This is a genomic window from Candidatus Competibacter denitrificans Run_A_D11 (assembly GCF_001051235.1).
Taxonomy (GTDB): domain Bacteria; phylum Pseudomonadota; class Gammaproteobacteria; order Competibacterales; family Competibacteraceae; genus Competibacter_A; species Competibacter_A denitrificans.
This window is the reverse complement of record NZ_CBTJ020000033.1, coordinates 12,347-36,061: the sequence shown is the minus strand read 5'-3', so window position 1 is coordinate 36,061 and position 23,715 is coordinate 12,347. Positions and strand designations below refer to the sequence as shown.

Here is a 23,715-nt window from a genome sequence, read left to right as displayed (position 1 = left end):
CCATGACCAGCCGCTACTATACGTCCGCCGATACCTTGCTGATCAACCTCGATCAGGCGATTCGCACGCTGTTTGGTCAGCCACCAACCACCGGGCGACCGCAACCCAGCGCTGGCATTGCCCCGGCCAATGAATTAAAACCAGCCGAACAGCAAGAAGCGGCCCGTTTGATGAGAGTCAATCATACGGGTGAAATCTGCGCTCAGGCGCTTTATCAAGGCCAAGCGCTGACCGCACAACTGGATGAAGTGCGTGGGTGCATGGAGCAGGCCGCCTACGAGGAAAACGACCATCTCACCTGGTGCAAAGGACGACTGCAAGATCTGGGCAGCCGCCCCAGTATCCTGGACCCATTATTTTATGTGGGCGCTTTTGCGATTGGTGCGCTGGCCGGCAAGGCGGGCGACCGTTGGAGTCTGGGCTTTGTCGCGGAAACCGAATATCAGGTCGTGCGCCATCTCAGCTCCCACTTGCAGCGGTTACCGGCCGCCGATCACCAGAGCCGGGCAGTTTTGGAACAGATGAAGGACGATGAAGCGCGCCATGCCACGAATGCCATTGTCGCCGGTGGCGTTCGGTTGCCGTGGCCGATCCGCCTGTTGATGAAAGGGGCGTCAAAAATAATGACCAAGACCACCTATTGGGTATAGCCCAAATGTGGGTCGTTCCATAACGTTAAATCGGCCAGCCTTTGGGTAGGTTTTCGCCGTAAAAAATTTCCGCCATCTCCCGCCGCACCTGCCGCTCGATTTCCGCTTGCTCGTGCGGTGACATGTTCTGCCGGTCCATGCTGAATAAATAATCATTGAGATCAAAATCTTTCAGCAGCAGCTTGGTATGGAAGAGATGCTCTTGAGAGACATTGACATCAATGCATTGATAGCGCTCGCGGATGTCCCTGGACAGATAATCCTGAATTGAATTGATTTGATGATCAATGAAATGCTTTTTACCAGTCTCATCCCGTGCAAAGCCACGCACCCGATAGTCGAGCACGACGATATCGGCCGCAAAGCACTGCATCAGATAGTTCAGCGCCTTGAGTGGGGAAATGCGGCCACAGGTGGAGACATCGATATCGGCCCGAAAGGTGTGGATGCCGTTGTCAGGATGGCTTTCTGGATAGGTATGTACCGTGATGTGGCTTTTGTCCAAATGACAGACCACCGCGTCCGGTAGCGGCCCTGGTGCGGCCGAGTGCGAAAGATCTTCTGAAGCAACCGATTGTTCGGCCAACAACAGGGTCACGCTGGCTCCGTGCGGCTCGTAGTCCTGCCGGGCGACGTTCAAAATAGTGGCGCCGATGATCTTGGCGACCTGGCTGAGAATGTCGGTCAACCGTGCGGCGTTGTAAGTCTCATCGAGATAACGCAGATAGCATTCTTGCTGCTCGGTCGTCGAGGTATAACCGATATCGTAACTATTGAAGCTGAGCGTTTTCGTGAGGTTGTTGAAGCCTTGCAAGGGCAATTTGGGCGTTGGTCTGAGTGTTATCACATCCTGCTCCTCACAGACACAAACGCTGAACTATCACCTCGGTCACTGATGTTCAGACGTCACGAATCTCGAAGGTGTGGCTGATTTGCGCGGTTTTACCCAGCATGATCGACGCAGAGCAGTATTTCTCGGCAGAGAGTTCGATGGCGCGTTCGATGTGCTTGGTGCTCAGATTTTTGCCGGTGAAAATGAAATGCACGCGGATTTGCGTGAAGACCTTCGGGTCGCTCTCGGCCCGGTCGGCTTCGAGTTCAAGTTCACAGCCCTGCAAATCCTGTCGGGCCTTGCGCAGAATGTTCACCACATCAATCGCGGTACAGCCGCCCATCCCCATCAAGAGCATTTCCATCGGGCGAGGGCCAAGATTCTGGCCACCCAGTTCCGGCGGACCATCCAGCACCAGCGCATGGCCGCTTGGGGATCGGGCGACATAAGCCATCTCTTCCAACCAGGTGATCCGGGTTTTCATCATCAATCTCATCGGCTGCTGGAGCGGCCACGGCGGTGCTCGCCGAACAATTCGGCCAATCGAGCACCAGGATCGTCCGCCCGCATCAAGGCTTCGCCCACCAGAAAGGCATGAACGCCGTGCTGGCGCAGCAGTGCCACATCAGCAGGGGTATGAATGCCGCTTTCAGTGACGATGGTGCGATCCGTCGGGATGCGCGAGAGCAGATTCAAGGTGGTGTCCAGCCGGGTTGCAAAGGTGCGCAAGTTACGGTTATTGATGCCGATCAGCGGTATATCAAGCGCCAGCGCCCGATCCAGTTCGGTGGCGTCATGCACTTCCACCAGAACCCCCATGCCGAGTTCAGCGGCCAGCTTGGCCAGTGTTTGTAACGGGTTTTGATCCAACGCCGCCACGATCAGCAGAATGCAGTCCGCTCCGATAGCCCGCGCCTCGTATACCTGGTACGGGTCGATGGTGAAATCCTTGCGCAAGACCGGCAGAGCGCAGGTAGCCCGCGCGGCTTGCAGATACTCCTCGCAGCCTTGAAAAAAGTCGCGGTCGGTCAGCACCGACAGACACGCTGCTCCCGCCGCCGCGTAACTGCGGGCGATAGCGGTCGGCTCGAAGGGATCGCGCAGTAATCCCTTGCTGGGTGAAGCGCGTTTGATTTCCGCGATGACCGCTGCCTCACCGCCCGCAATGATGCCGTTGATCTGGGCTAAAAAAGGACGGGTCGGCGCTGCGGTTTCAGCCTGTTTGCGCACAGCGGCCAGGCTGAGCCGCTGGCTGCGTTCGGCGATTTCCTCGACCTTGCGGGCGAGGATACGCTGGAGCACATCAGGCGTATCGCTCATGTCGCCAACTTTTGCGTGCAGCGCACGAATTCATTCAGTTTGGCCTTGGCTTTACCGCCGGCGATGGCATCCCGCGCCCGTTCGATGCCCTCGGCAATGGACGCGGCCACATCGGCGGCATACAGCGCGGCGCCGGCGTTCAAAACAACGATATCGCGCGGGGTGCCCGGTTCGTTATCGAGCACGCTCAGCAACAGCGTTTTCGATTGCTCGGCGCTTTCCACCTTGAGATTACGGCCCGACATCATCGCCAGTCCGAAATCTTCCGGGTGAATTTCGTACTCGCTGATCTGACCGTTTTTGAGTTCGCCGACCAGCGTTGCCGCTCCCAGCGAAATCTCATCCATGCCATCCTTGCCCCAGACCACCAAAACGTGTTGCGCGCCCAGTCGTTCCATCACCCGCACCTGAATGCCCACCAGATCGGGATGGAAGACGCCCATCAGTTGATTCGGCGCACTGGCGGGATTGGTCAGCGGGCCAAGGATATTAAAAATGGTGCGTACCCCCATCTCGCGGCGCACCGGAGCGACATTTTTCATGGCCGAGTGATGATTCGGCGCGAACATAAAGCCGATGCCGGTTTCGCTAATGCAGGCGGCCACCTGTTCGGCTTGCAGATCGATGCGAACGCCCAGCGCTTCCAGCACGTCGGCGCTGCCGGATTTGGATGACACCCCCCGATTGCCGTGTTTGGCGACTTGCGCCCCAGCCGCCGCCACCACGAACATTGCCGTGGTGGAAATATTGAAGCTGTGCGAGCCGTCGCCGCCGGTGCCAACGATATCCACAAAATGCGGATGCGGCGGTGGCACCATCACCTTGGTCGAAAGCTCGCGCATCACGGTCGCGGCCGCGCTGATTTCGCCAATGGTTTCCTTTTTGACCCGCAGGCCGGTGAGGATAGCGGCGCTCATGACCGGCGAAACTTCGCCCGCCATGATTTGGCGCATCAGCGAGAGCATTTCATCGTAGAAAATTTCTCGATGCTCGATAGTGCGTTGCAACGCTTCCTGGGGGGTGATGGACATACCACGTCTCCGCAGCGATCAATGTCGCTGGTTGAGAAAATTTTGGAGCAGGGCGTGGCCGTGCTCGCTCAGAATAGATTCGGGGTGGAATTGCACGCCTTCGACCGGCAGCGTCTTGTGGCGCACACCCATGATTTCATCGAGTGCGCCGTCCCCAGTCTGAGTCCACGCGGTGATTTCCAGGCAGTCGGGAACGGTCGTCTTTTCGATCACCAGGGAATGATAGCGCACTACAGTCAACGGATTGGGCAGATCAGCGAACACACCCTGGCCCTGATGATAAACGGCGGAAGTTTTGCCGTGCATCACCTCACCGGCGCGGACGATGTGGCCGCCAAACGCCTGGCCGATACTCTGATGCCCCAGACAAACCCCGAAGATCGGAATTTTACCGGCGAAGGCATCAATGGTGGCCAGCGACACGCCCGCCTGGTTAGGGGTACAGGGGCCGGGCGAGAGCACGATGCGTTCAGGATTGAGGTCGGCAATCTCGTCGGGGGTAATCTGGTCATTGCGATACACCTTGACCTCTTCGCCTAATTCTCCCAGATATTGCACGAGGTTATAGGTGAACGAATCGTAGTTGTCGATCATTAGGAGCATGGCGCGTAGTCCGTTTAGGGTCAACGAAGTACTCTGATCTCGGCGGCTTCAAGTCTTGGTTCAGGAAGTCGCGCGACGGGAGCTGCGTGTGATGGGTCGCAATGTGGCGGAAACGGCGCGCGGTCGCAAGCCCACATAGATCAGCCTACGCTACCGCTTGTTTTCTCGCAGACTGATGATGGGCCAGCCGCGCTCGGTGGCGTATTGAGCAAGGATTTCATCAGGGTCCACCGCTACCGGATGCGCAACTTCAACGAGCAGAGGCAGATCATTGCGGGAATCGGTATAAAACCAACTGTCGGTCAAGTCATGGCCGGTTGCCGCCAGCCAATCATGAAGCTTTGTCACCTTGCCTTGCTGAAAGCAGGGAATGCCGAGCGGTTGGCCGGTATAGCGGCCGTCACTGAATTCGATCTCGGTTGCCAATAGATGCTGAACGCCCAATCGCTCAGCAATGGGGGCTGTAATAAAACAGTTGGTGGCCGTGATGATCAGCAAGGTATCACCGGCCTTTCGGTGTTTATCCAGCAGGGCGACTGCTTTAGGCAGGATGATCGGCTCGATTTTCTCCTTGATAAATTGTGCCCGCCAAGCCAGTAGGGTGGCCAGCGGATGCGCGGTCAACGGTCGCAGCATGAAGTGCAAAAAGGCATGAATATCGAGCGTCCCGGCTCGATAGGAATCATAAAATTTCTGATTCTCGCGCTCGTAGAAGACGCCATCGACTAGGCCCTGTTCCACGAGGAATCGGCCCCACAGGTAATCGCTGTCATCGGCCAGCAGGGTGTTGTCGAGATCGAAAAGCGCCAGACTCATACCGTCCCCAAAAAGAAAAAATTTAGCCGAGCTGGTATTGCCGCAGCTTTTTACGCAGCGTGCCGCGATTGATGCCCAGAATCGCTGCTGCCTTGGTTTGATTGCCGCCGGTGAATTGCATCACGATCTGTAATAACGGCGGTTCCACCTCATGTTGTACTAAATCATAGAGATTGCAGGGCGCTTGACCGCCGAGATTATGAAAGTAAATCCGCAATGTTTCATAGACATGATCGCGCAGCGGGGTAGCGGGTAATAAATCGACCGGAGGATCGGAAGGATTGATGCTCATGCGGCCAGAGGCTCCTGGGTGGCCAGATGTTCGAAGAAATAGCGGGTCAGCCGTACTTGTGCTGCGGCGCTTTCAACTGGATTGATTTTGGTGCGAAATACGGCACCTGTTGGCCAATGCTGGCTATACCAGCCTAAGTGTTTGCGAGCAATCCGCACCCCGGTGGATTTACCGTAAAAATGATGCAGATGTTGCAGATGGGCGAGTACGCATTGGCCGATCTCGGTAATGTCCGGTAGTGGCAAGCGCTGACCGGTCGTCAGGTAATGGGCAATCTCACGGAAGATCCAGGGTTGACCTTGAGCGGCTCGGCCGACCATCACAGCGTCCGCGCCAGTAGAGTCTAAAACCCAGCGGGCTTTTTCCGGGCTGGTGATGTCGCCGTTAGCAATCACTGGTATGTTCACCGCCTGCTTGAGGGTATGAATCGCCGCATAATCCACCGGCGCACTGTAGCCGCACGCGCGGGTACGGCCATGCACGGTCAGCGCGCGAATGCCTGCTTGCTCGGCGATGCGCGCGATGGCAAGCCCATTGCGGTGGGTTAAATCCCAACCTGTGCGGATCTTAAGGGTGACTGGGACTGGAACCGCGTTGACCACAGCGTCCAGAATCCGTCCAACCAACGATTCGTCACGCAACAAAGCGGCCCCAGCGAGCGTGCCACACACTTTTTTAGCCGGGCAGCCCATGTTGATGTCGATGATGTCGGCGCCGTACTCGACATTGAGCCGAGCGGCTTCCGCCATGGTGGCAGGGTCAGTGCCAAGAATCTGCACACTGCGCGGGCCAGGCTCGCCCGTGTGATCAAGCCGCAGCCGGGTTTTGCGGCTATCCCACAGCGCGGGATTGGCGCTCACCATCTCCGAGACCGTGAGTCCTGCACCCAACGCTCGGCACAATTGCCGGAACGGCCGGTCGCTGACGCCAGCCATTGGCGCCAGGAAGACGGGCGGGTCGAGAAGATAGGGGCCAATGTGCATGGAAGTGAGCTAGATGGGGGGTAGTCATCATACCGGAATGCGGCTGATGGATGAAGCGAGCGCGACGTGTGGGATTTGCCAGCCCATCCGTTAATAGAGGACCGTTGTCCTCGTGATGCCCGACATAGATCGTGCGATGCGGTTAGCGGGCGCGATGACGGCTTAACCCTGGCGGCGCTGGGCTGTCAATAGCACCCAGTCATCCCGATAGCGGACAGGAGCAAACGCAAAGTCTTGAATGAAAGCCGCTTGAACGGTATCGGCGTGCGCTTGCAGGATGCCGGATAAGATAAGCTGGCCACCGACTTTGACCCGCCGCCCAAACTCAGGGGCTAAGCGCACCAGGATTCCTGCCAGGATATTGGCCAAGAGTAGATCCACTTGCAGATCGGCGGCTAGCTCGTTAGGGCTGGACAGCTCCAGGCGATCTTCCACGTCATTTTCCGATGCGTTGTCGTCACTAGCGATCAGGGCTTGTGGATCAATATCAACGGCCCAGACGCGCTGCGCCCCTAACTTGGCGGCAGCGATGGCCAGAATCCCGGAGCCACAGCCGTAATCCAGGACGGTTTTACCGACGATGTTGGCGCCATCCAGCCATTCCAGGCACAGCGCGGTGGTCGGATGGGTGCCGGTGCCAAAGGCCAAGCCGGGATCAAGCCGGAGATTGACCGCCGTGGGTTCAGGTGGGGTTTGCTCTTTCGGGCAAACCCATAAGCGCTGGCCAAAACGCATCGGATGAAAATGCTCCATCCACGCCCGAACCCAATCGCGTTCTTCCAGTTCGCTCAACCGACATTCCGGCAATGAGCGGGAATGCAGGAATCGGCATAATTGGTTTTTGATGACTTCGATGTCGGTTTGGGCATCGAACAGCCCCGTGACCCGCGTATGTGCCCACAGCGGGGTTTGACCAGGGCCTGGCTCTAGAACCGGTTGATCACCGGCATCCGTCAGTGTGACTGCGAGCGCACCCGCCTGGAGTAGGGCGTCTTCCAACTGGTCTGGAGAGTGATCAATGGCTTCGAGCGTCAGTTGCAGCCAAGGGGCATTCGCCTCATCACGCATCGCTCATCCCCTTCCGTGCAAAGGGTGGATGACACCGGGTGTGTTGGCAGGAAAGCGTCGGCAAGGCGTTCGGCATGGCGTTCAACGGTTAGCCAGCAACTGCTTTTCAAGGTAATGGATGTCCGTGCCTCCTGTGATGAAACGGGCATCACTGAGAATCCGCTGGTGCAGCGGTGCGTTGGTTTTGATGCCTTCAATGACCAATTCGGCCAGCGCATTGCGCATCCGGGCGATGGCGGTCTCGCGGCTGTCACCGTGAGCGATCAGCTTGCCGATCATCGAATCATAATTCGGCGGCACCCGGTAACCGTTGTAAGCGTGAGAATCGACCCGGATGCCAGGCCCACCGGGTGAATGGTATTGGGTGATGGTGCCGGGTGAGGGGGCAAAGGTATCGGGGTTTTCAGCGTTGAGCCGGCATTCGATGGCGTGGCCGTTGATATGGATATTTTTTTGTTCGTGGCGCAACGGTTCACCGGCTGCGATCAGCAACTGCTCCTTAACGATATCGACCCCGGTGATAAGTTCGGTGATGGGGTGCTCGACCTGAATCCGGGTATTCATTTCGATGAAATAGAATTTATCGTCCTGATAGAGAAATTCAAAAGTACCGGCGCCGCGATAGCCAATCCGCCGACACGCTTCCACACACACCTGACCGATGCGGCGGCGCTGCTGGGCCGTGATGCCGGGCGCTGGCGCTTCCTCGATCACTTTTTGGTGGCGGCGCTGCATCGAGCAATCCCGCTCGCCAAGGTGGATCGCGTTGCCGTGAGTGTCGGCCAAAACCTGAATTTCAATGTGGCGCGGCCGTTCCAGATACTTTTCCATGTACACGGTGGGATTGCCGAAGGCCGCGTTCGCTTCGCTACGGGTCAGGTCGATGGTGGTCAAGAGCGCCGCTTCACCGTTGACGACCCGCATTCCGCGCCCGCCGCCACCCCCCGCCGCCTTGATGATCAGGGGATAACCGATTTGGCGTGCCAGGCGCAGGGTTTCCCGATCATCGTCACCCAGCGGCCCATCAGAACCGGGCACACAGGGCACACCGGCATCTTTCATGGTTTTGATGGCGGAGACTTTATCTCCCATCAGCCGAATGGTATCAGGACGGGGACCGATGAAGATGAAGCCGCTTTGTTCGACGCGCTCGGCAAAATCGGCGTTTTCAGAGAGAAAACCGTAGCCGGGATGGATCGCTACCGCATCGGTCACTTCAGCCGCGCTGATCAGCGCTGGCATGTTGAGATAGCTATCCGCAGCCGGCGGCGGGCCGATGCAGACCGTTTCATCAGCCAGGCGGACATGTTTGAGATCCCGGTCAACCGTGGAGTGGACGGCGACGGTGCGAATGCCCAGCTCGCGGCAGGCGCGCAGAATCCGTAGGGCGATTTCTCCCCGATTCGCGATAACGACTTTCTCGAGCATATTGGGCTATTCGATCACCAAAAGCGGCTGATCGTATTCAATGGGCTGGCCGTTTTCCGCCAAAATCCGCGTAACGGTGCCGGTCTGATCCGCTTCGATTTGATTGAACATTTTCATGGCTTCGATGATGCACACCGGGTCACCCGCGTTAACCTGTTGGCCGATTTCAACAAACGGTTTGGAGCCGGGCGAAGCGGAACGGTAGAACGTACCGACCATGGGTGAGCGCAGGATATGGCCCTTGATCGCTTCGGGCGCTGCTTCCAGTAAACCGAGGGGTACGGTGCTCGGTGCCGGCGCCTGAGCGGGCATGGCGGCAGCGGGACTGTAAGCGGGCGCATTCCAAAGTGGCTGCGGAGCTGTGGTCGGCGGCGTAGTCCCCGGTTGGGGGTGACGGGTGATCCGCACCGAGTCCTCGCCTTCCTTGATTTCAATTTCAGCGACACCCGACGCTTCGAGCAGATCGATGAGTTTTTTGATCTTGCGAATATCCATCGGCATGGCGGTTACCGGCGTGGCGTGACAGGATAGTGATTGGCTGCTTGGGGCCGCTCAGTGTCCGTCAGGAGGGTGGAGCCGTGGAAACCGGATTTGGAGGCATCCGACAGATTAAGATGAAGATTCAGCCCGTTCGGCAACAATAGCTTAGCCATGAGTCATACAATCGTCCATACAAAACGAAGGGCGGATTCTGCATGAACCGCCGTGAGGTGTCCAGCCAGAAATCAGCCGATTTACCGTCGATCCAGCACGTTAGCCGTCGATGGCGTGTGTCAGTCGCATGATCAGGCGTGGGGAAGTCCATCCTGTCCAGAAGAATGTGATGCAGGGGCCTAATGGGTTTGCGCACCCGTCAGATAGTCCTCAATCTCAACAGCGTCGATTTGCTCAGGCCGCAGAAAACGCTCGGCATAGTGCCGGTAAACACCGGCGCGAAGAAACAGCGCGAAAATCTCCGCATCAATGTGCTGCTCGCGCACCATCCGCGCCATGATCTTCAGGGCCTCGGACAAGGTTTTACCCGATTTGTAGGGCCGATCAACGGCGGTCAGCGCCTCAAAAATGTCTGCAATCGCCATCATCCGTGCCAATACGCTCATCTCGTCGCGCTTTAGCCGCTTGGGATAACCGTGGCCATCCATCGTTTCATGATGACCGCCCGCGATCTCCGGCACCCGCCGCAGCGGTTTGGGAAAGGGCAGCCGCGACAACATCATGATGGTCTGGACAATATGCTCGTTGATTTTATAGCGCTCCTCTTCCGTCAGGGTGCCACGAGCAACGCACAAGTTATGTACCTCGCCTTGGTTGTAAAGCAGTTCGGGTATCTTCAGTTGGAATCCCCAGGGATTGTCGGCCCCAATCTGATCATCGGGGTGACGTTCGAAACAGTGTTCCGGCTTGTCGGCCAGCAGCGATTCGACCGTTGGTAGTGGCATGGCCGGAGCACGCGCCTTGCGGGCTTGCTCTTCGTGGGAGAGACCGAGGCGGTCGTCGAGCGTGCGCAGCCAGGTTCGTTCGGCCAACCGTTTGAGCCGGGCGATCTGATCGGGAGCCATGAATTCACCGCCCTGATTGCAGGACGCGACAAAAGTAAAATCGTCATCCAGCGCCCGCCAGTCCGCTTCGAGCTTGATTCGCAGCTCAGCTAGATTGCCGCCCTCGGCGACTGCCCGCCAATACGTGATTTCTGCATCGCGCTTGAGGACTTCAAAGCGCATCCGCACCTCGTTAATGCGGTTGTAGAGGGTTTCTAGCTTGGTGGCCTTGTCAACCACATACTCCGGCGTGGTGATCTTGCCGCAATCGTGCAACCAGCAAGCGATATGCAATTCTTCCCATTCCCCCGTGCTCAGGGTGAAATCACGGAACGCACCGGCTTGATCCGCGCAAGCCGCCTGGGCGAGCAACTTGGTTAACTCCGGTACCCGGGCGCAATGGCCACCGGTATAAGGACTCTTCGCGTCGATGGCGTCAGCCAGCAAGCGGATGAATGATTCAAAGAGATGTTTTTGCGCTTGAAACAAGCGCTGATTTTCGATGGAGACGGCCGAAGTGCCCGACAGCGCGGCAATGAAAGCCAACAACTCCGGGCCGATTCGATTGTCATCAGGGGGTGTTCCCGTCTTCAGCAACGCCAACAGGCCGACCAGTTCTTGTTGCCGGTTGCGCAGAGGCACCAAAATCAATTGACCCACCGGTTTAATGGGCGGGTCGGTCAGCAAAGCCATATAGGCCGCCAATGGCTCATCTGGCGTCAGTGGCTTGATCTGCGGCACGGTCCGTTGGGCGGCCGCAACCAACGGGTGGGGAGATGATTCCGTGAGGGACAAGGTTGGCAGGCGGTCAGTCGTTACGGTGCCCAGCGGGTCCGATACACGAGCGGCGGTGGGTCGGAGTTCTTGCTCATCATCGCTGACCAGAAACAGGATGCCGGCATCACCTTGCGCCAAGGCCAGCGTTTCGGCCAACACGCGATCTAATAAGCGAGCAAAATCGCGCTCGGCGGTGAGGGCTGATCCGATATCGAGAAAGCGGCGAATCGTGGATTTCATTAAATCCATGGCGCGGGCGAGCTGATTGACCTCGTTGATGATCGAATGCACCACGATAGGCTTCTGAAAATCGAAACGACGAATACGCGCGGCCTCGTCAACCAGGTTTTTCAGATGGCGAGCGATCCGATTCGCCAGCAACCAGGTGATCGGCAAGGCCAGCAAGACCAGACCGATGGCGATCAAAGCGCCTTCATCACGGATGCGTTTGGCATCTGCTAACAGATCGGCACGGGGTACGGCCAGTCCCAGAAAGAGAGGGGTTCCGCCCTCGAAAGGCAAGGTTCTGACCATGCCGTGCCATGTCTGACCGGCCGCTTCCAGAGCGAAATTCTTGGGTGGTAATCCTGCTCTGCGCTGATCTGGCCTGGGTAAATGGCGCTCCAGTTCGGTTAACGATGGCTCTTTTAATTCAGGTAGTCTCACCAAACGCAATGCTCCTCCCTCGCCTTGCTGCGGCAGGCGAGTGGCCTCTGGATAAGCGATGACTTGGCCGGAGCTGTCGAATACCACAAGCTGGGTCGTCGAGAATAAACGACTGCTATTCAATGTAGCGGAGAGCGCGCTTAAGGTCAGATCAGCGCCAACGACGGCCGTGCCAATCCTGGCGCGGCGAGCGAGCGTGATACCGGCTTCGCGGCTGGTGAAGAATAGATAGGGATCGGTTCGGATGCGGTCTGGCCGGCTGCGGGCAGCCTGATACCAAGGGCGGTTACGAGGATCGAACGTATAGTCAGGCCGCGCCTCGTGGCGGAGTAACTGCAAAGCGGCATCGAAATAAAGAAAAGCGCCGGTGGCTGCCTCGGTTCCGTTTCGCTCCACGCTTTGCACCAAATAGCGAGCCGCATTCGGAGCGGCTAATGCGTCGCGGAGCGGCGAGTTCGGTGGCAGCGCACGCAGCAGAAAGAAATCGCCATCGTCGTAACCGATGTAGAGGGCGTCCAGATGAGTCGATTGGCTCAGCGCTTCAGATAAATAACCTAGATGATCCAGGCGCTCTATCAGCGTGTTATCGGCGGTCAGTCGCTGCCAGGCCAATAAATCGACGGTGGTCGCCACGGGCGTGACCAACATCTGAAGTTGGCGACCCGTCTGCTCGGCCATTCGTTCAAACCGCTCATCGGCCGCGTGCAGGATGAGTTGGGTCGTCTTGGTGAAGCTGTTCCAGATGATCGTTGCACCCAGCAGCACAATCAATGCGATAAATAAGGTTGCGATGTGCAGGCGCAACGGTAATTGGCGCCGCGCAGGTAGGAAGTTAGCGAAGATCATTCGTTTTAAGTGACCCTCTCTGTATTTGCTCGGCGATGGATTTGGCTTGATGGCAACTGGCTTGGCGAAAGACCCTGCGCACTGTGCGCCGGATGGCTCTCAACTTCGCTGGCCAAGCAACCGGCGCAGGTGCCGGTTAAACGCATCCGCTTCGACGGAACCAACCACGCGATAGTCGCGGCGTTCTTGGCCGTCAGGGCCGAAGAACAAGATCGCCGGTGGCCCAACGATGCCGAAGTGCTTTAAAAATTTTTGCTGTTCGGCACTGTTAGCGGTCACATCGGCCCGCAGCGTTACGATGTTAGTCAGTGCCGCCCGCACGTTGGAATCGGTGAACGTGTAACGCTCCATTTCCTTACAGCTCACGCACCAGTCAGCGTAGAAATCCAGTAATACCATGCGACCACCCGCGTCCTGTACGGCTTGATCGACATCGGCTACGGTTGTTACCGGGCGAAATAGAGGCGATTCGACCGGACTGGCCGCGTTGGCCAGCAGGCTAACGCCCCGTAGCGGTTGCCAAGGATCGCGGCCACCCGCCGCGACACCCACCAGCAATAAAATTCCATAAATCAGCAACACTAAGCCCAAGCCCTTGATCAGCGTGCGCCAGGTGGCCGCGCCCTGAATGGTCGGTTGTAATGCGCCCATATAGGTTGCCGTCACGATCAGCAGCGTCGCCCACAACACCATGGTCACGGCGGCGGGCAGAATCCGCTCCAGCAACCACAGTGCGACCGCCAGCAGCAAGACGCCGAATATGAATTTGACGCGCTCCATCCAATGCCCGGCGTGCGGTAGCCAATGCCCAGCAGACGCGCCAATGATCAAGAGCGGTACGCCCATGCCAAGACTGAGGGCGAACAGAGCAGCAGCACCAAGCGTCAGATCGCCCGTTACCGCGATGAAGGTTAAAGCACCGATCAAGGGCGGCGCGACACAAGGGCCGACGATGAGCGCCGACAAGAGGCCCATGATAGCGACCCCGACATGTCGGCCACCGCGCTGGCGGTTACTCCAATCCACCAGCCGGTTCTGAAGTTGGCTGGGTAGTTGCAACTCGTATAAACCGAACATCGACAAGGCCAACAACACGAACAGCGCACTGAAAAGGCCGAGCACCCAGGGATTCTGAAACCAGGCTTGGATGTTTTGGCCGAGCAACGCCGCCAGCAAGCCGGCCACGGTGTAAGTGCTCGCCATCGCCAGTACATAGGTCGCCGAGAGCAAGATGGCGCGGCGTCGGGTCAATGCCGTACCTTGACCGACGATCAGACTGGAGAGAATCGGGATCATCGGGAACACGCAGGGCGTAAAGGCCAAGAGCAATCCAAAACCAAAAAAAGCCGGAATGGCCCAAAAGCGTTGTTCGCCCAACAGCCGCGCGAGCCGATCCTGTTCTGCTTCGGGGGTGAGCGTTGTCGCCAAGCGCGGATGACTCGTTGCCGGTGATGGCAAGGCCGCTCCGGTCTCTGGTGCTGTTGCCTGTGCGAGGGGCACTGTGGGTAAATCTGGCTGGCTAGGCACCTTTGGAGGCGCCGCTAGCTCTGCTTGGCTGGACGACGGCGGAGCCACTGCCTTTGCTGTTGCAGACAACTCCGGCAAGGTGATCGCTATCGTTTGAGTGAGAGGCGGGTAGCAGACGCCGATTTCCGCGCACCCTTGATAGCCGGTCTTGAGTTGTAAGGTTTTTTCATGAGGTGAATTGCGACGTAGGTGAGCGATGAGGGTCGCCTCGTCGTGAAACACTTGTTGTTGGCCGAAATAAGGATCGTCTTTCGGTTGGCCGGCAGGGATATCGAGTTCGGCGATGCTGATGTCTGCGTTATCGACGATCTGAATCTGGAATTTATCGCGATAGAGATAGTAGCCGGGCGCGATGGTCCAGCGGACTTCGAGGGTCGAGGCGTCCAAACTGTTGATGGCGACCTGAAAGGCTTGCTCGGCGTCGAGGATACGTGCACGCGAAGCACTGCCAAATCGGTCGAACAACCCACCGGTGGCCGGTTCGGTCAGGAGCGCCAGCAGTACCGCTAATGCCGCTACCCACCGTGGGAGATCTCTCATATCGGTGCCCCAGTGTTATCGCTCAGCCAATCCAGATAATCAGCCGCACCCACCTGAATCGGTAACGCGATGATTTCCGGCACGTCATACGGATGCAGTGCGCGGATGCGCGTTTCGAGCAGCGGGTAAATCACATCGCGGGTTTTCAGGATGAGCAACAGTTCGTTATCCCTCCGCACTTGACCTTGCCAGCGGTAGACGGAGATCAAGCCAGGCACGATATTGGCGCAAGCGGCCAAATGTTCTCCAACGACCGTTTCGGCGATGCGCTCGGCCACGGTGGAATCGGGGCAGGTGCAATAGACGACGAGGGGTTGAGTCTCCATAGAGCTTCTCTCAGGCAGCGGGATAGTGGATCAACGCGGTCGTGCGCAATGCGGCGATAGGCGCACAGCAGCCCTGGGATTTAGCGTAACCATAGATGCTACAGCGCGCAATTTTCTTCCAACCGCCCCTTGAAATTTTTTATCTTTGTCCCACTTCAGGGCCAAGCACTTGACAGGGTGTCTTTGCCGGCTATTATTAGCACTCATTGAAGGTGAGTGCTAATACTATAGGCGCCAACCTCGTGTCAGCGAACCCTTAACGTAATCAGTGGAGATAAAAGCGATGAGCATTCGGCCCTTACATGATCGAGTTCTGGTCAAGCGTGTTGAGGAAGAGACCAAGAGTCCGGGCGGTATCGTCCTCCCCGGTGCCGCCGCCGAGAAACCCTCACGCGGTACGGTGAAAGCGGTTGGACGCGGCAAACTCCTTGATAACGGCGACGTGCGGCCTCTGGATGTGAAAGCCGGTGATCACATTTTGTTCGGCAAATACTCCGGTAGCGAAGTCAAGGTGGATGGCGAAGAGCTGATTATCATGCGCGAAGACGAAATCATGGCGGTGATCGAGTAACGCTACGCCCGCAGTAACCAATTCTTTTTCGATTGACGATTGTTCCAGATCAAGTTTTCAGAGGAATTTCCCCATGGCTGCAAAAGATGTCAAATTCGGTGATGATGCCCGCTCGCGCATGGTGCGCGGCATCAATATTCTCGCCAACGCCGTTAAGGTAACGCTCGGCCCGCGTGGCCGTAACGTGTTGCTCGACAAAGCCTTCGGTGCTCCCACTGTGACCAAGGACGGCGTGTCGGTTGCCAAGGAAATCGAACTGGAAGACAAGTTCGAGAATATGGGCGCGCAGATGGTGAAGGAAGTCGCCTCCAAGACCTCCGATGTGGCCGGCGACGGCACCACCACTGCCACCGTGCTGGCGCAAGCTATCGTCCGTGAGGGCATGAAGGCCATCGCCGCCGGCATGAACCCGATGGATCTCAAGCGCGGCATCGACAAGGCGGTCATCGCCACCGTCGAGGAATTGCGTAAGCTGTCAAAGCCCTGTGCTGATGACAAAGCCATTGCCCAGGTCGGCACCATTTCTGCCAATGCGGATGAGGCCATCGGCCAGATCATCGCCGATGCGATGAAGAAAGTCGGCAAGGAAGGCGTGATCACTGTTGAAGAAGGCAAGGGCCTGGATAACGAACTGGATACCGTGGAAGGCATGCAGTTCGACCGCGGCTACATCTCGCCCTACTTCATCAACAACCAGCAGAGCATGAATGCTGAGCTGGATGCGCCTTATGTCCTACTGTATGACAAGAAAATTTCCAATGTCCGCGACATGTTGCCGGTGCTGGAAGGGGTTGCTAAAGCCGGTAAGCCGTTGCTGATCATCGCTGAAGACGTGGAAGGCGAGGCGCTGGCGACCCTGGTGGTTAACACCATTCGTGGCATCGTCAAAGTCGCTGCCGTCAAGGCGCCGGGCTTCGGTGATCGTCGTAAGGCCATGTTGCAGGATATTGCCATCCTGACCGGTGGCCAGGTGATTTCCGATGAAGTCGGTCTGAGCCTGGAAAAGACGACCCTGGCCGATTTGGGGACTGCCCGCCGCATCGTGGTCGCCAAGGAAAACACCACCATCATTGATGGCGCGGGTAAGGCTGACGAGATCAAGGGTCGCGTCGAGCAGATTCGTCGCCAGATCGAAGAGGCCACTTCTGACTACGACAAGGAGAAGTTGCAGGAGCGCGTCGCCAAGCTGGCGGGCGGTGTCGCCGTCATCAAGGTCGGTGCGGCTACCGAAATCGAAATGAAGGAAAAGAAAGCCCGCGTCGAAGATGCGCTGCACGCAACTCGCGCGGCAGTCGAGGAAGGCGTGGTTGCTGGTGGCGGCGTCGCGCTGATTCGTGCGCTGCAAGCGATCAAAGGCTTAAAGGGCATCAACGAAGACCAGAATCACGGCATCGCCATCGCATTGCGGGCGATGGAAGCGCCGCTCCGTGAAATTGTTGCCAACGCCGGCGAAGAGCCTTCGGTGGTACTGAACAACGTGCTCAGCAACAGCGGCAACTACGGTTACAACGCGGCCACGGGTGAGTATGGCGACCTGGTGGCGATGGGCGTACTTGACCCCACTAAGGTCACTCGCTTTGCCTTGCAGAACGCGGCTTCGGTCGCTGCGCTGCTGATCACCACGGAAGCGATGGTCGCTGAACTGCCCAAGAAGAGCGAGCCTGCCATGCCGGGTGGTATGGGCGGTATGGGCGGTATGGGTGGCATGGGCGACATGATGTAAGTAAGCCCAAACTCAAAAAAGCCCCGCGACTGCGGGGCTTTTTTCGTTCAGTGCGCTACTTCTTCACGGCTTACGTCGCTCGATTTAAAGAGCCTGGTTTGATCAGCCTTTAAGCTTATTAGCGGATTCTTTAATCGAAGCGCTTAACTTATCCCAGGCGCTTTCAACACCGTCTTTCAGATGCTCCCAAGCATCATCGCTCGCATCCGCCACTTCCTTCATTTTGGCCTTGAGCGTGTCATAAATGTCTTCAGCTTCAGCCGCCGCTTTACTATAGAGGTCCTCTGCTTTATCAGCCGCGTCCTTAGACAGATCCTTGGCTTTATCAGCCGCATCCTTAGACAGATCCTTAGCTTTATTGGCGGTGTCCTTCGCTTTGTCCACCGCCTTGTCCGCCGCTTTTTCAACCTCAGCGCTGCCTTCAGCCGCTGCCGATTTTGCTTTGGCTTTCCACTCAGCCAGTTTGGCTTGAGCCTGTTCGACTTCAGCTTCCAGCTTTTTCAGATAAGCTTCTTTGTTAATCATGGTTGCATTCTCTCAATTAAGTTCAGAGGTTTTTAGGCGCGTTTAAACAGCCCAATAAGCGCGAGTAGGATTACTGCTCCCACAGTCGCACTAATAATTGATCCAAGCAAACCAAAGGTGGCTATGCCCAGAAAATTGAAAAGTACCCCGCCAATAATCGCGCCAATAATACCAACGATGATATTGCCGACTAGGCCAAAGCCGCCTCCTTTGATAATTTGCCCAGCGAGCCAGCCAGCGACGGCACCAATCACCAGAAAGATTACAATTGCCGTTATGTCTTGCATACACCGACCTCCTTATTGAATACAAAGACTGGGATGAACTAAAAGCAGCGTGCAACCTGTTGAATGCGCTCGCCTCATGGTGACAACGAGCACATCGGCTTATCCGGCAACGTGGGTAAAGGATTTATTGGGCAGCTTTCTGCTGTACTGCTTCGCCCGATTTTTGGAGCGCTTCGCCGGTTTTTTCGAGCGCTTTGCCAGTAGCGGTAGCCGTAGCAGCGGCTGCGTCTTTGGCGGCTTCAGCCGTATTTTGCGCGGCTGCTTTCACAGCCTCGCCGGTTTTTTCAACGGCTTTACCGGTGACTTCAGCGGCGGCTTTTGCCGTGTCTTTGGCGGCGGCTGCGGTGTCTTTGGCGGCTTCGGCCGTATTTTGCGCGGCTGCTTTCACGGCCTCACCGGTTTTTTCAACGGCTTTACCGGTGGCTTCAGCGGCGGCTTTTGCCGTGTCTTTGGCGGCGGCTGCGGTGTCTTTGGCAGCTTCGGCCGTATTTTGCGCGGCTGCTTTCACAGCCTCACCGGTTTTTTCAACGGCTTTGCCAGTGGCTTCAGCGGCGGCTTTTGCCGTGTCTTTCGCCGCGTCCGCAGCCTGCTTAGCGGTTTCGCCCGCTTTTTCGGCAGCGGCATCAATCTTTTTGCCCGCGCGTTCGGCGGGTCCTTCCCCCTGTTTTTGCTCGCAGCCGGAAATGGCGATGCCCAGGAGAGAAACAAATAAAAAAATCATTGATTTGCGCATGGATGCCCCTTAATTTGCCTTATTGAGTCGTTTGGCGAGAAACCCTAACCGATGATCGGGATTAGGGTTTATGATTTTGTATCACTTCGAGATTTAATTTGAAACCTTAAACAGGTTTTGACGAACACAAAAAGGCGCCGATAGTCGGCCTGACGACACCTCATTATACTCTGCAACCTTAACTGGCCCTGCTTTGAGCAAGGGTTTTTTTACAAAGTTCCCTGTGTGAAATAATGCTTTTAAGAGTAACGAAACTGGGAGATGAGCTTGAATAAATTAGTGGGAGTGGCCGCCGTCGGCTTGGCGTTGGCTGGCGGTTTTGCAGGTGCGGCATACTGGTCCGGCCAGAAAACCGAACAATGGTACAAAAACGCTTTGGCGGAAGCATCGAAGTATTCTGAGCTTGAAATTGCGCCGATTCGTTATGAGCGAGGGTTATTTTCTTCCGAAGCGGTGACCCGTTATCGCTTGGCCGTCGGTTCGGAAACGATTGCCGATGGGGCCGACTTGGCGTTTTCAACCCGGGAGCACATCTATCACGGCCCCTTGCCCTTGGCAGGCTGGGGGGTTGCGGACGTGCCCATGGGGTTGGCAGCCGCCGTGGTGCGGCAAACATTCGATCCGGAGAGCAATCCGTGGCTTCGCCAATTGGCCGCACTGTACGGTGGCCAAGACCCGGTGGTGGCGGTGACCCAAGTTGGGTTTGACGGGGCTAGCAGGACGCGCCTGACCATGCGGCCGTTAACGGCGGATAACGTCGGCGAGTGGCAAAGCCTGAAATTCTCCGGGCTGGAGGGTCAGACCCAGTTGGGTCCGCACGGAACCTCCATACGCGGTGATTTTACAGTCAACAGCCTGAAAGCGGTTACGAAAGCCGCCCCGGCCGGTGAGGCTCAGGCTAAAGGCGAGGTGCGATTCAGTTTGCGGGATCTGAAGGGCGCGGTGAACCAGCGTAAGGGACCTTTCGATCTGATGTTGGGTGATAGCCGTTTCAGCGCTGGAGAATTGCGTATTCAGGATACGGCCAACGATGCGCCAGTCCTTTTAACGAATTTAGGCGCAGACGCAACGATAGCCCCTAATCCGCAAAATCCCCAGCAAGTGAATATCGATACGGTATTCAAGGCCGAGAAGCTGGTCGTCGAATCCTGGAATGGGACCGGTACTCTGCGGTTGGCCTTTCATAACTTGGATGGCGCGACTCTTGGGCAATTGCAACAGTGGCAACAAAAGATCGCTAAAAAACCAGAAGATCCACAAGCGATCAATGAATTAGTGACGTTGGCAAAAGCGTTATTGCGCGGCAAGCCCGAATTGCTTCTCGACACCGAAGCCAAAGTTACGCAAGGTGATTGGCGCGGCAAGCTGTCCCTCAGTTTCCAGGATTATGGCGAACCGGATGCGGTGACCGATCTGTCCACCTTATTGAAGATTTTGGAGAAGGGATCAGCCGAGATCGTAGTCTCTAAGGGCTTGGCTGATGCCATGGTGGCACGGGCCGGGGAGCAGCAGTTATTCGATATGCTCGCCGCCGGTTTTTTGCGTTTGGAAGGTGACCACTATAAAGCGACGGCCCGTTTCGAAAACGGCAAGCTTTTTGTCAACGACAAGGAAATACCGCTTGACGGCGGCAACGGGATGAACCAATAGACCGTTTACCAGGCTAAAAATCCAGCGAACGATAATGGCTTAACAGCGATGGCGGAATTAAAAGGCACTTTGGAACGGTTGCCTGGCCCCCTTAGAGCAGAGGTTGCCCGTTATTGGGAATCATTTGCAGCGGCGGCGGACAGTGCCGGCGTCGTACGGCCGACCGGCGGTTTTTTGGAGCAAATGATCAAGGTGTGGGCGAGCAGTGAATTTGTCGCCCGCACCTGCATTCGTGATCCGGCGACCTTGATGGCCGCGTTTGACAGAGGCGATCTGGCGACACGCTATGCCGCCGATGAATACCAGGCGCGGCTGGAGCGTCTGTTGGTCGATGCAGTTGATGAAAACCAACTGGGCGTGGCGCTGCGCCGTTTTCGGCGCTGGGAAATGACGCGCATCGCCTGGCGCGACCTGGCCGGCTTGGCGGGTTTGGAAGAAACGCTGGGTGACTTGAGTGAACTGGCAGAGCAATTGATCGACGCCGCCTTAGCGCGCTTAGGCGAATGGCACTGTCGCCGCTACGGCCAGCCGCGTGATGCCGATGGCCAGCCGCAACGGTTGGTGGTGCTGGGGATGGGTAAGTTGGGCGGCCGTGAGCTGAATTTCTCCTCGGATATCGACCTGATTTACACCTATCCGCGTCAGGGCCAGACCGACGGGGATCGATCCGTCAGCAACGAGGAATTTTTCCGCCGGCTCGGTCAGCGCGTGAGTAAACTGCTGGCCGAGCCGACCGCCGAAGGGTTCGTGTACCGGGTCGATCTGCGCTTGCGGCCTTTCGGTGATTCCGGGCCGCTGGCGATGTCATTTACCGCATTTGAGGACTACTACCAGAATCACGGCCGGGACTGGGAGCGCTACGCGATGATCAAGGCGCGCGTGGTGGCCGGTGACCGGGTAGCCGGTGAGCGCTTACTGGCTGATTTGCGGCCGTTCGTGTACCGGCGCTATCTTGATTACAGTGCGTTTGCCTCGCTGCGTGACATGAAAGTACTGATCGCGCAAGAAATAGAGCGCAAGGGTATGCGAGGCAACGTCAAGCTCGGACCAGGCGGCATCCGCGAAATTGAGTTTATCGGCCAAGCGTTTCAGTTGATCTATGGCGGGCGTGAGCCGGCCTTGCGGGAACGCAGTATTTTGAGAGTGCTGGATATCCTGGCCACCAGCGGCCGCTTGCCGGTGATCGCCGTTACTGAGTTGAAGCAGGCTTACGATTTTCTGCGACGAGTGGAAAATCGCTTGCAGGCGTGGGCCGATCAGCAGACGCATCATCTGCCGGAAGACGATCTCGCACAGCTTCGCCTGGCCTTCGCCATGGGGTTTGCCAACTGGCGCGCATTCACGGCAGAACTGACCCGCCATGGCGAGGCGGTGACGCAGCAATTTACCCAGGTGTTTGGCGATCCAGCAGCGACCGATGCCAAGCCGCAGGGGACCAGGGCCGATCTGGCGCTGCTATGGCAGGCTGATCCTACCGAAGATAATGCCCTGCGGCTGCTGGCTGAACGGGGTTTCGAAAATCCGGCGCTCGCCTGGAACCGGTTGCAAGCCCTCAAGAACGGGTTCAGCTATCGGGCGATGAGTCAACGCGGTCGGGAGCGCTTAGATGAGTTAATCCCGCGCGTTCTGACGGCGGTCTCTGCCATAGCGCAACCGACGTCGACCTTGGAGCGGGTACTGGATTTGCTAGAAAGCGTAGCCCGCCGTTCGGTGTACTTGGCATTGCTGACGGATCATCCGCAAGCGCTGGCCCAACTGGTGAAGCTCTGCGCGGCCAGCAGTTGGATCGGCAAGCATTTGGCCCGCTATCCGTTGTTGCTGGATGATTTGCTAAATCCAACGACGCTGTACGCGCCGCTGGATCGCCAGGGCTTGGCGCTGGATCTGGAACGCCAACTGGCGCGCGTTCCGGTGGATGACTCGGAAGAGCGGTTGAATGCCTTGCGCTATTTCAAACAGACGCAAGTGCTGCGGGTGGCTGCCGCCGATGTCAGCGGCGCGATGCCACTGATGATCGTCAGCGATCATTTAACCGAAATCGCGGAAGTTCTGCTACGCAAGGTGCTGGAACTCGCCTGGGCGGATTTGCTGCCGAAATTCGGCCAGCCGCGTTGCATGAGCGACGGGGTGGAGCGAGATGCCCGTTTCGCCATCGTTGCGTATGGCAAGCTAGGGGGCATTGAACTGAACTACGGTTCCGATCTGGATTTGGTGTTTTTGCACGATAGCGCCGGTGACCGTCAGCTAACGACCGGTCCGCGCCAGATCGACAACCCTAGTTTTTTTGCCAAACTGGTTCAGCGCGTCATCTATTGGCTGACGACCCGAACCGGCGCCGGCGATTTGTACGAAGTCGATACGCGCTTGCGGCCCAGTGGTCGCGCCGGCCTGCTGGTTATCTCCTTCGAGGCTTTCGCTGAGTACCAGTACCATCAGGCTTGGACCTGGGAGCATCAAGCACTGACGCGCGCCCGTGCGGTAGCCGGGCCGCCTGAACTGGCTGAACGCTATCAGGCCCTCCGCCGCGACGTGTTGCGCATGGCCCGCAACCCGCAGACCCTGCGTTGCGATGTGTGTGAGATGCGCGAGCGGATGCGCGCCGAATTGGATGCTAGCAACGCCGAGACGTTCGATCTCAAGCAGGGCTGCGGTGGTATCGCCGATATCGAATTTATGGTGCAATATAAAGTCTTGGCAAACGCCCAACGCTATCCAGACTTGGTGATTTACCCCGATAATATCCGACAACTCGATGGGCTGGAACGGTCAGGGAGTTTGTCCATCGCGGATGCCGCTAGGCTGCGTAACGCCTACCGGAACTTGCGTCGGCGTATTCACCTGCTCAAGCTCCAAGAACAATCCGCCTGTGTTCCGGTCGCTGAAGCGAGCGATGCGCGCAAGGCGGTGGTCGGTATCTGGCGGCGTCTCATGGAGGATGCCGCCACCATTCCGGCCAGCGAGACCTGATGCGAGCGGCAAACGC

The 23,715-nt window shown here is 57.4% G+C and carries 23 protein-coding genes; 5 read left to right on the top strand and 18 right to left on the bottom strand.

Annotated features, from left to right (window positions below):
* Positions 1–2: 2 nt before the first annotated feature.
* Entirely contained in the window at positions 3–650 is a 648-nt protein-coding gene (gene coq7 / locus BN873_RS07060; RefSeq protein ID WP_048672194.1) for a 2-polyprenyl-3-methyl-6-methoxy-1,4-benzoquinone monooxygenase, read from the top strand.
* A 25-nt stretch (positions 651–675) separates the two neighbouring features.
* Here the strand turns inward: coq7 and speD are convergent, their stop codons facing one another.
* From speD to cutA, 15 genes are all read right to left on the bottom strand, one after another.
* Entirely contained in the window at positions 676–1,497 is an 822-nt protein-coding gene (speD, locus tag BN873_RS07055; RefSeq protein ID WP_242434389.1) for an adenosylmethionine decarboxylase, read from the bottom strand.
* A 52-nt stretch (positions 1,498–1,549) separates the two neighbouring features.
* A complete protein-coding gene (locus BN873_RS07050; RefSeq protein WP_048672191.1) occupies positions 1,550–1,966 on the bottom strand; it encodes an OsmC family protein in 417 nt (138 codons plus the stop codon).
* An 8-nt stretch (positions 1,967–1,974) separates the two neighbouring features.
* The gene (gene trpC, locus BN873_RS07045) at positions 1,975–2,802 is read right to left on the bottom strand and encodes an indole-3-glycerol phosphate synthase TrpC (protein WP_048672190.1); all 828 of its coding nucleotides are present in this window, start codon (positions 2,800–2,802) and stop codon (positions 1,975–1,977) included.
* Entirely contained in the window at positions 2,799–3,833 is a 1,035-nt protein-coding gene (gene trpD / locus BN873_RS07040; protein WP_048672189.1) for an anthranilate phosphoribosyltransferase, read from the bottom strand. The genes trpC and trpD overlap by 4 nt, the downstream gene beginning before the upstream one ends.
* 18 nt (positions 3,834–3,851) lie before the next feature.
* Positions 3,852–4,436, bottom strand: coding sequence for an aminodeoxychorismate/anthranilate synthase component II (locus BN873_RS07035; protein ID WP_048672187.1), 585 nt, complete (start codon positions 4,434–4,436; stop codon positions 3,852–3,854).
* A 150-nt stretch (positions 4,437–4,586) separates the two neighbouring features.
* Positions 4,587–5,252 (bottom strand): histidinol-phosphatase, encoded by a 666-nt coding sequence (locus BN873_RS07030; RefSeq protein ID WP_048672186.1) that lies wholly within the window; start codon positions 5,250–5,252, stop codon positions 4,587–4,589.
* Positions 5,253–5,274: 22 nt separating this feature from the next.
* Entirely contained in the window at positions 5,275–5,544 is a 270-nt protein-coding gene (gene fis, locus BN873_RS07025) for a DNA-binding transcriptional regulator Fis (protein ID WP_048672184.1), read from the bottom strand.
* Positions 5,541–6,527 carry a tRNA dihydrouridine synthase DusB gene (gene dusB / locus BN873_RS07020; RefSeq protein WP_048672182.1) on the bottom strand — a complete coding sequence of 329 codons (987 nt, stop codon included), beginning with the start codon at positions 6,525–6,527 and terminating at the stop codon, positions 5,541–5,543. The genes fis and dusB overlap by 4 nt, the downstream gene beginning before the upstream one ends.
* Positions 6,528–6,689: 162 nt before the next feature.
* Entirely contained in the window at positions 6,690–7,595 is a 906-nt protein-coding gene (gene prmA, locus BN873_RS07015; RefSeq protein ID WP_048672180.1) for a 50S ribosomal protein L11 methyltransferase, read from the bottom strand.
* 81 nt (positions 7,596–7,676) lie between these two features.
* Positions 7,677–9,023: an acetyl-CoA carboxylase biotin carboxylase subunit gene (accC, locus tag BN873_RS07010; RefSeq protein ID WP_048672178.1), complete on the bottom strand. Its 1,347-nt coding sequence runs from the start codon at positions 9,021–9,023 to the stop codon at positions 7,677–7,679.
* A 6-nt stretch (positions 9,024–9,029) separates the two neighbouring features.
* Positions 9,030–9,518, bottom strand: a complete 489-nt coding sequence (accB, locus tag BN873_RS07005) for an acetyl-CoA carboxylase biotin carboxyl carrier protein (protein ID WP_048672343.1) — start codon at positions 9,516–9,518, stop codon at positions 9,030–9,032.
* An 11-nt stretch (positions 9,519–9,529) separates the two neighbouring features.
* Positions 9,530–9,676, bottom strand: a complete 147-nt coding sequence (locus BN873_RS20350) for a hypothetical protein (RefSeq protein WP_171820430.1) — start codon at positions 9,674–9,676, stop codon at positions 9,530–9,532.
* A 180-nt stretch (positions 9,677–9,856) separates the two neighbouring features.
* Entirely contained in the window at positions 9,857–12,850 is a 2,994-nt protein-coding gene (locus BN873_RS07000) for an HD domain-containing phosphohydrolase (protein WP_048672176.1), read from the bottom strand.
* 99 nt (positions 12,851–12,949) lie between these two features.
* On the bottom strand, positions 12,950–14,917 hold the full coding sequence (dsbD, locus tag BN873_RS06995) for a protein-disulfide reductase DsbD (protein WP_048672175.1): 1,968 nt from the start codon (positions 14,915–14,917) through the stop codon (positions 12,950–12,952).
* The gene (gene cutA / locus BN873_RS06990) at positions 14,914–15,243 is read right to left on the bottom strand and encodes a divalent-cation tolerance protein CutA (protein ID WP_048672173.1); all 330 of its coding nucleotides are present in this window, start codon (positions 15,241–15,243) and stop codon (positions 14,914–14,916) included. Before cutA ends, dsbD begins: the two co-directional genes overlap by 4 nt.
* A gap of 283 nt (positions 15,244–15,526) precedes the next feature.
* Here cutA and BN873_RS06985 point away from each other — a divergent pair, with 283 nt between their 5' ends.
* Both BN873_RS06985 and groL read left to right on the top strand, forming a co-directional pair.
* Positions 15,527–15,814, top strand: a complete 288-nt coding sequence (locus BN873_RS06985; RefSeq protein WP_048672170.1) for a co-chaperone GroES — start codon at positions 15,527–15,529, stop codon at positions 15,812–15,814.
* A gap of 73 nt (positions 15,815–15,887) precedes the next feature.
* The gene (gene groL / locus BN873_RS06980) at positions 15,888–17,537 is read left to right on the top strand and encodes a chaperonin GroEL (protein ID WP_048672167.1); all 1,650 of its coding nucleotides are present in this window, start codon (positions 15,888–15,890) and stop codon (positions 17,535–17,537) included.
* Between the two features lie 102 nt (positions 17,538–17,639).
* Here the strand turns inward: groL and BN873_RS06975 are convergent, their stop codons facing one another.
* From BN873_RS06975 to BN873_RS06965, 3 genes are all read right to left on the bottom strand, one after another.
* Complete coding sequence (locus tag BN873_RS06975) at positions 17,640–18,062, bottom strand: sll1863 family stress response protein (RefSeq protein WP_048672165.1); 423 nt, start codon at positions 18,060–18,062, stop codon at positions 17,640–17,642.
* Positions 18,063–18,094: 32 nt separating this feature from the next.
* The gene (locus tag BN873_RS06970; RefSeq protein WP_048672162.1) at positions 18,095–18,349 is read right to left on the bottom strand and encodes a GlsB/YeaQ/YmgE family stress response membrane protein; all 255 of its coding nucleotides are present in this window, start codon (positions 18,347–18,349) and stop codon (positions 18,095–18,097) included.
* 124 nt (positions 18,350–18,473) lie between these two features.
* Positions 18,474–19,070, bottom strand: a complete 597-nt coding sequence (locus BN873_RS06965; RefSeq protein ID WP_048672160.1) for a hypothetical protein — start codon at positions 19,068–19,070, stop codon at positions 18,474–18,476.
* A 273-nt stretch (positions 19,071–19,343) separates the two neighbouring features.
* On the opposite strand from BN873_RS06965, the gene BN873_RS06960 reads away from it, so the two are divergent.
* Both BN873_RS06960 and glnE read left to right on the top strand, forming a co-directional pair.
* Positions 19,344–20,732, top strand: coding sequence for a YdgA family protein (locus BN873_RS06960; RefSeq protein WP_048672158.1), 1,389 nt, complete (start codon positions 19,344–19,346; stop codon positions 20,730–20,732).
* Between the two features lie 48 nt (positions 20,733–20,780).
* Positions 20,781–23,699, top strand: a complete 2,919-nt coding sequence (gene glnE / locus BN873_RS06955) for a bifunctional [glutamate--ammonia ligase]-adenylyl-L-tyrosine phosphorylase/[glutamate--ammonia-ligase] adenylyltransferase (RefSeq protein WP_048672156.1) — start codon at positions 20,781–20,783, stop codon at positions 23,697–23,699.
* The last annotated feature ends 16 nt before the right edge of the window (positions 23,700–23,715 follow it).

Coding starts and splice junctions, on each gene's coding strand:
- coq7 (WP_048672194.1), top strand. CDS start 3: ATGACCAGCCGCTACTATACGTCCGCCGATACCTTGCTGATCAACCTC.
- BN873_RS07050 (WP_048672191.1), bottom strand. CDS start 1,966: ATGAAAACCCGGATCACCTGGTTGGAAGAGATGGCTTATGTCGCCCGA.
- trpC (WP_048672190.1), bottom strand. CDS start 2,802: ATGAGCGATACGCCTGATGTGCTCCAGCGTATCCTCGCCCGCAAGGTC.
- trpD (WP_048672189.1), bottom strand. CDS start 3,833: ATGTCCATCACCCCCCAGGAAGCGTTGCAACGCACTATCGAGCATCGA.
- BN873_RS07035 (WP_048672187.1), bottom strand. CDS start 4,436: ATGCTCCTAATGATCGACAACTACGATTCGTTCACCTATAACCTCGTG.
- BN873_RS07030 (WP_048672186.1), bottom strand. CDS start 5,252: ATGAGTCTGGCGCTTTTCGATCTCGACAACACCCTGCTGGCCGATGAC.
- fis (WP_048672184.1), bottom strand. CDS start 5,544: ATGAGCATCAATCCTTCCGATCCTCCGGTCGATTTATTACCCGCTACC.
- dusB (WP_048672182.1), bottom strand. CDS start 6,527: ATGCACATTGGCCCCTATCTTCTCGACCCGCCCGTCTTCCTGGCGCCA.
- prmA (WP_048672180.1), bottom strand. CDS start 7,595: ATGCGTGATGAGGCGAATGCCCCTTGGCTGCAACTGACGCTCGAAGCC.
- accC (WP_048672178.1), bottom strand. CDS start 9,023: ATGCTCGAGAAAGTCGTTATCGCGAATCGGGGAGAAATCGCCCTACGG.
- accB (WP_048672343.1), bottom strand. CDS start 9,518: ATGGATATTCGCAAGATCAAAAAACTCATCGATCTGCTCGAAGCGTCG.
- BN873_RS20350 (WP_171820430.1), bottom strand. CDS start 9,676: ATGGCTAAGCTATTGTTGCCGAACGGGCTGAATCTTCATCTTAATCTG.
- BN873_RS07000 (WP_048672176.1), bottom strand. CDS start 12,850: ATGATCTTCGCTAACTTCCTACCTGCGCGGCGCCAATTACCGTTGCGC.
- dsbD (WP_048672175.1), bottom strand. CDS start 14,917: ATGAGAGATCTCCCACGGTGGGTAGCGGCATTAGCGGTACTGCTGGCG.
- cutA (WP_048672173.1), bottom strand. CDS start 15,243: ATGGAGACTCAACCCCTCGTCGTCTATTGCACCTGCCCCGATTCCACC.
- BN873_RS06985 (WP_048672170.1), top strand. CDS start 15,527: ATGAGCATTCGGCCCTTACATGATCGAGTTCTGGTCAAGCGTGTTGAG.
- groL (WP_048672167.1), top strand. CDS start 15,888: ATGGCTGCAAAAGATGTCAAATTCGGTGATGATGCCCGCTCGCGCATG.
- BN873_RS06975 (WP_048672165.1), bottom strand. CDS start 18,062: ATGATTAACAAAGAAGCTTATCTGAAAAAGCTGGAAGCTGAAGTCGAA.
- BN873_RS06970 (WP_048672162.1), bottom strand. CDS start 18,349: ATGCAAGACATAACGGCAATTGTAATCTTTCTGGTGATTGGTGCCGTC.
- BN873_RS06965 (WP_048672160.1), bottom strand. CDS start 19,070: ATGATTTTTTTATTTGTTTCTCTCCTGGGCATCGCCATTTCCGGCTGC.
- BN873_RS06960 (WP_048672158.1), top strand. CDS start 19,344: ATGAGCTTGAATAAATTAGTGGGAGTGGCCGCCGTCGGCTTGGCGTTG.
- glnE (WP_048672156.1), top strand. CDS start 20,781: ATGGCGGAATTAAAAGGCACTTTGGAACGGTTGCCTGGCCCCCTTAGA.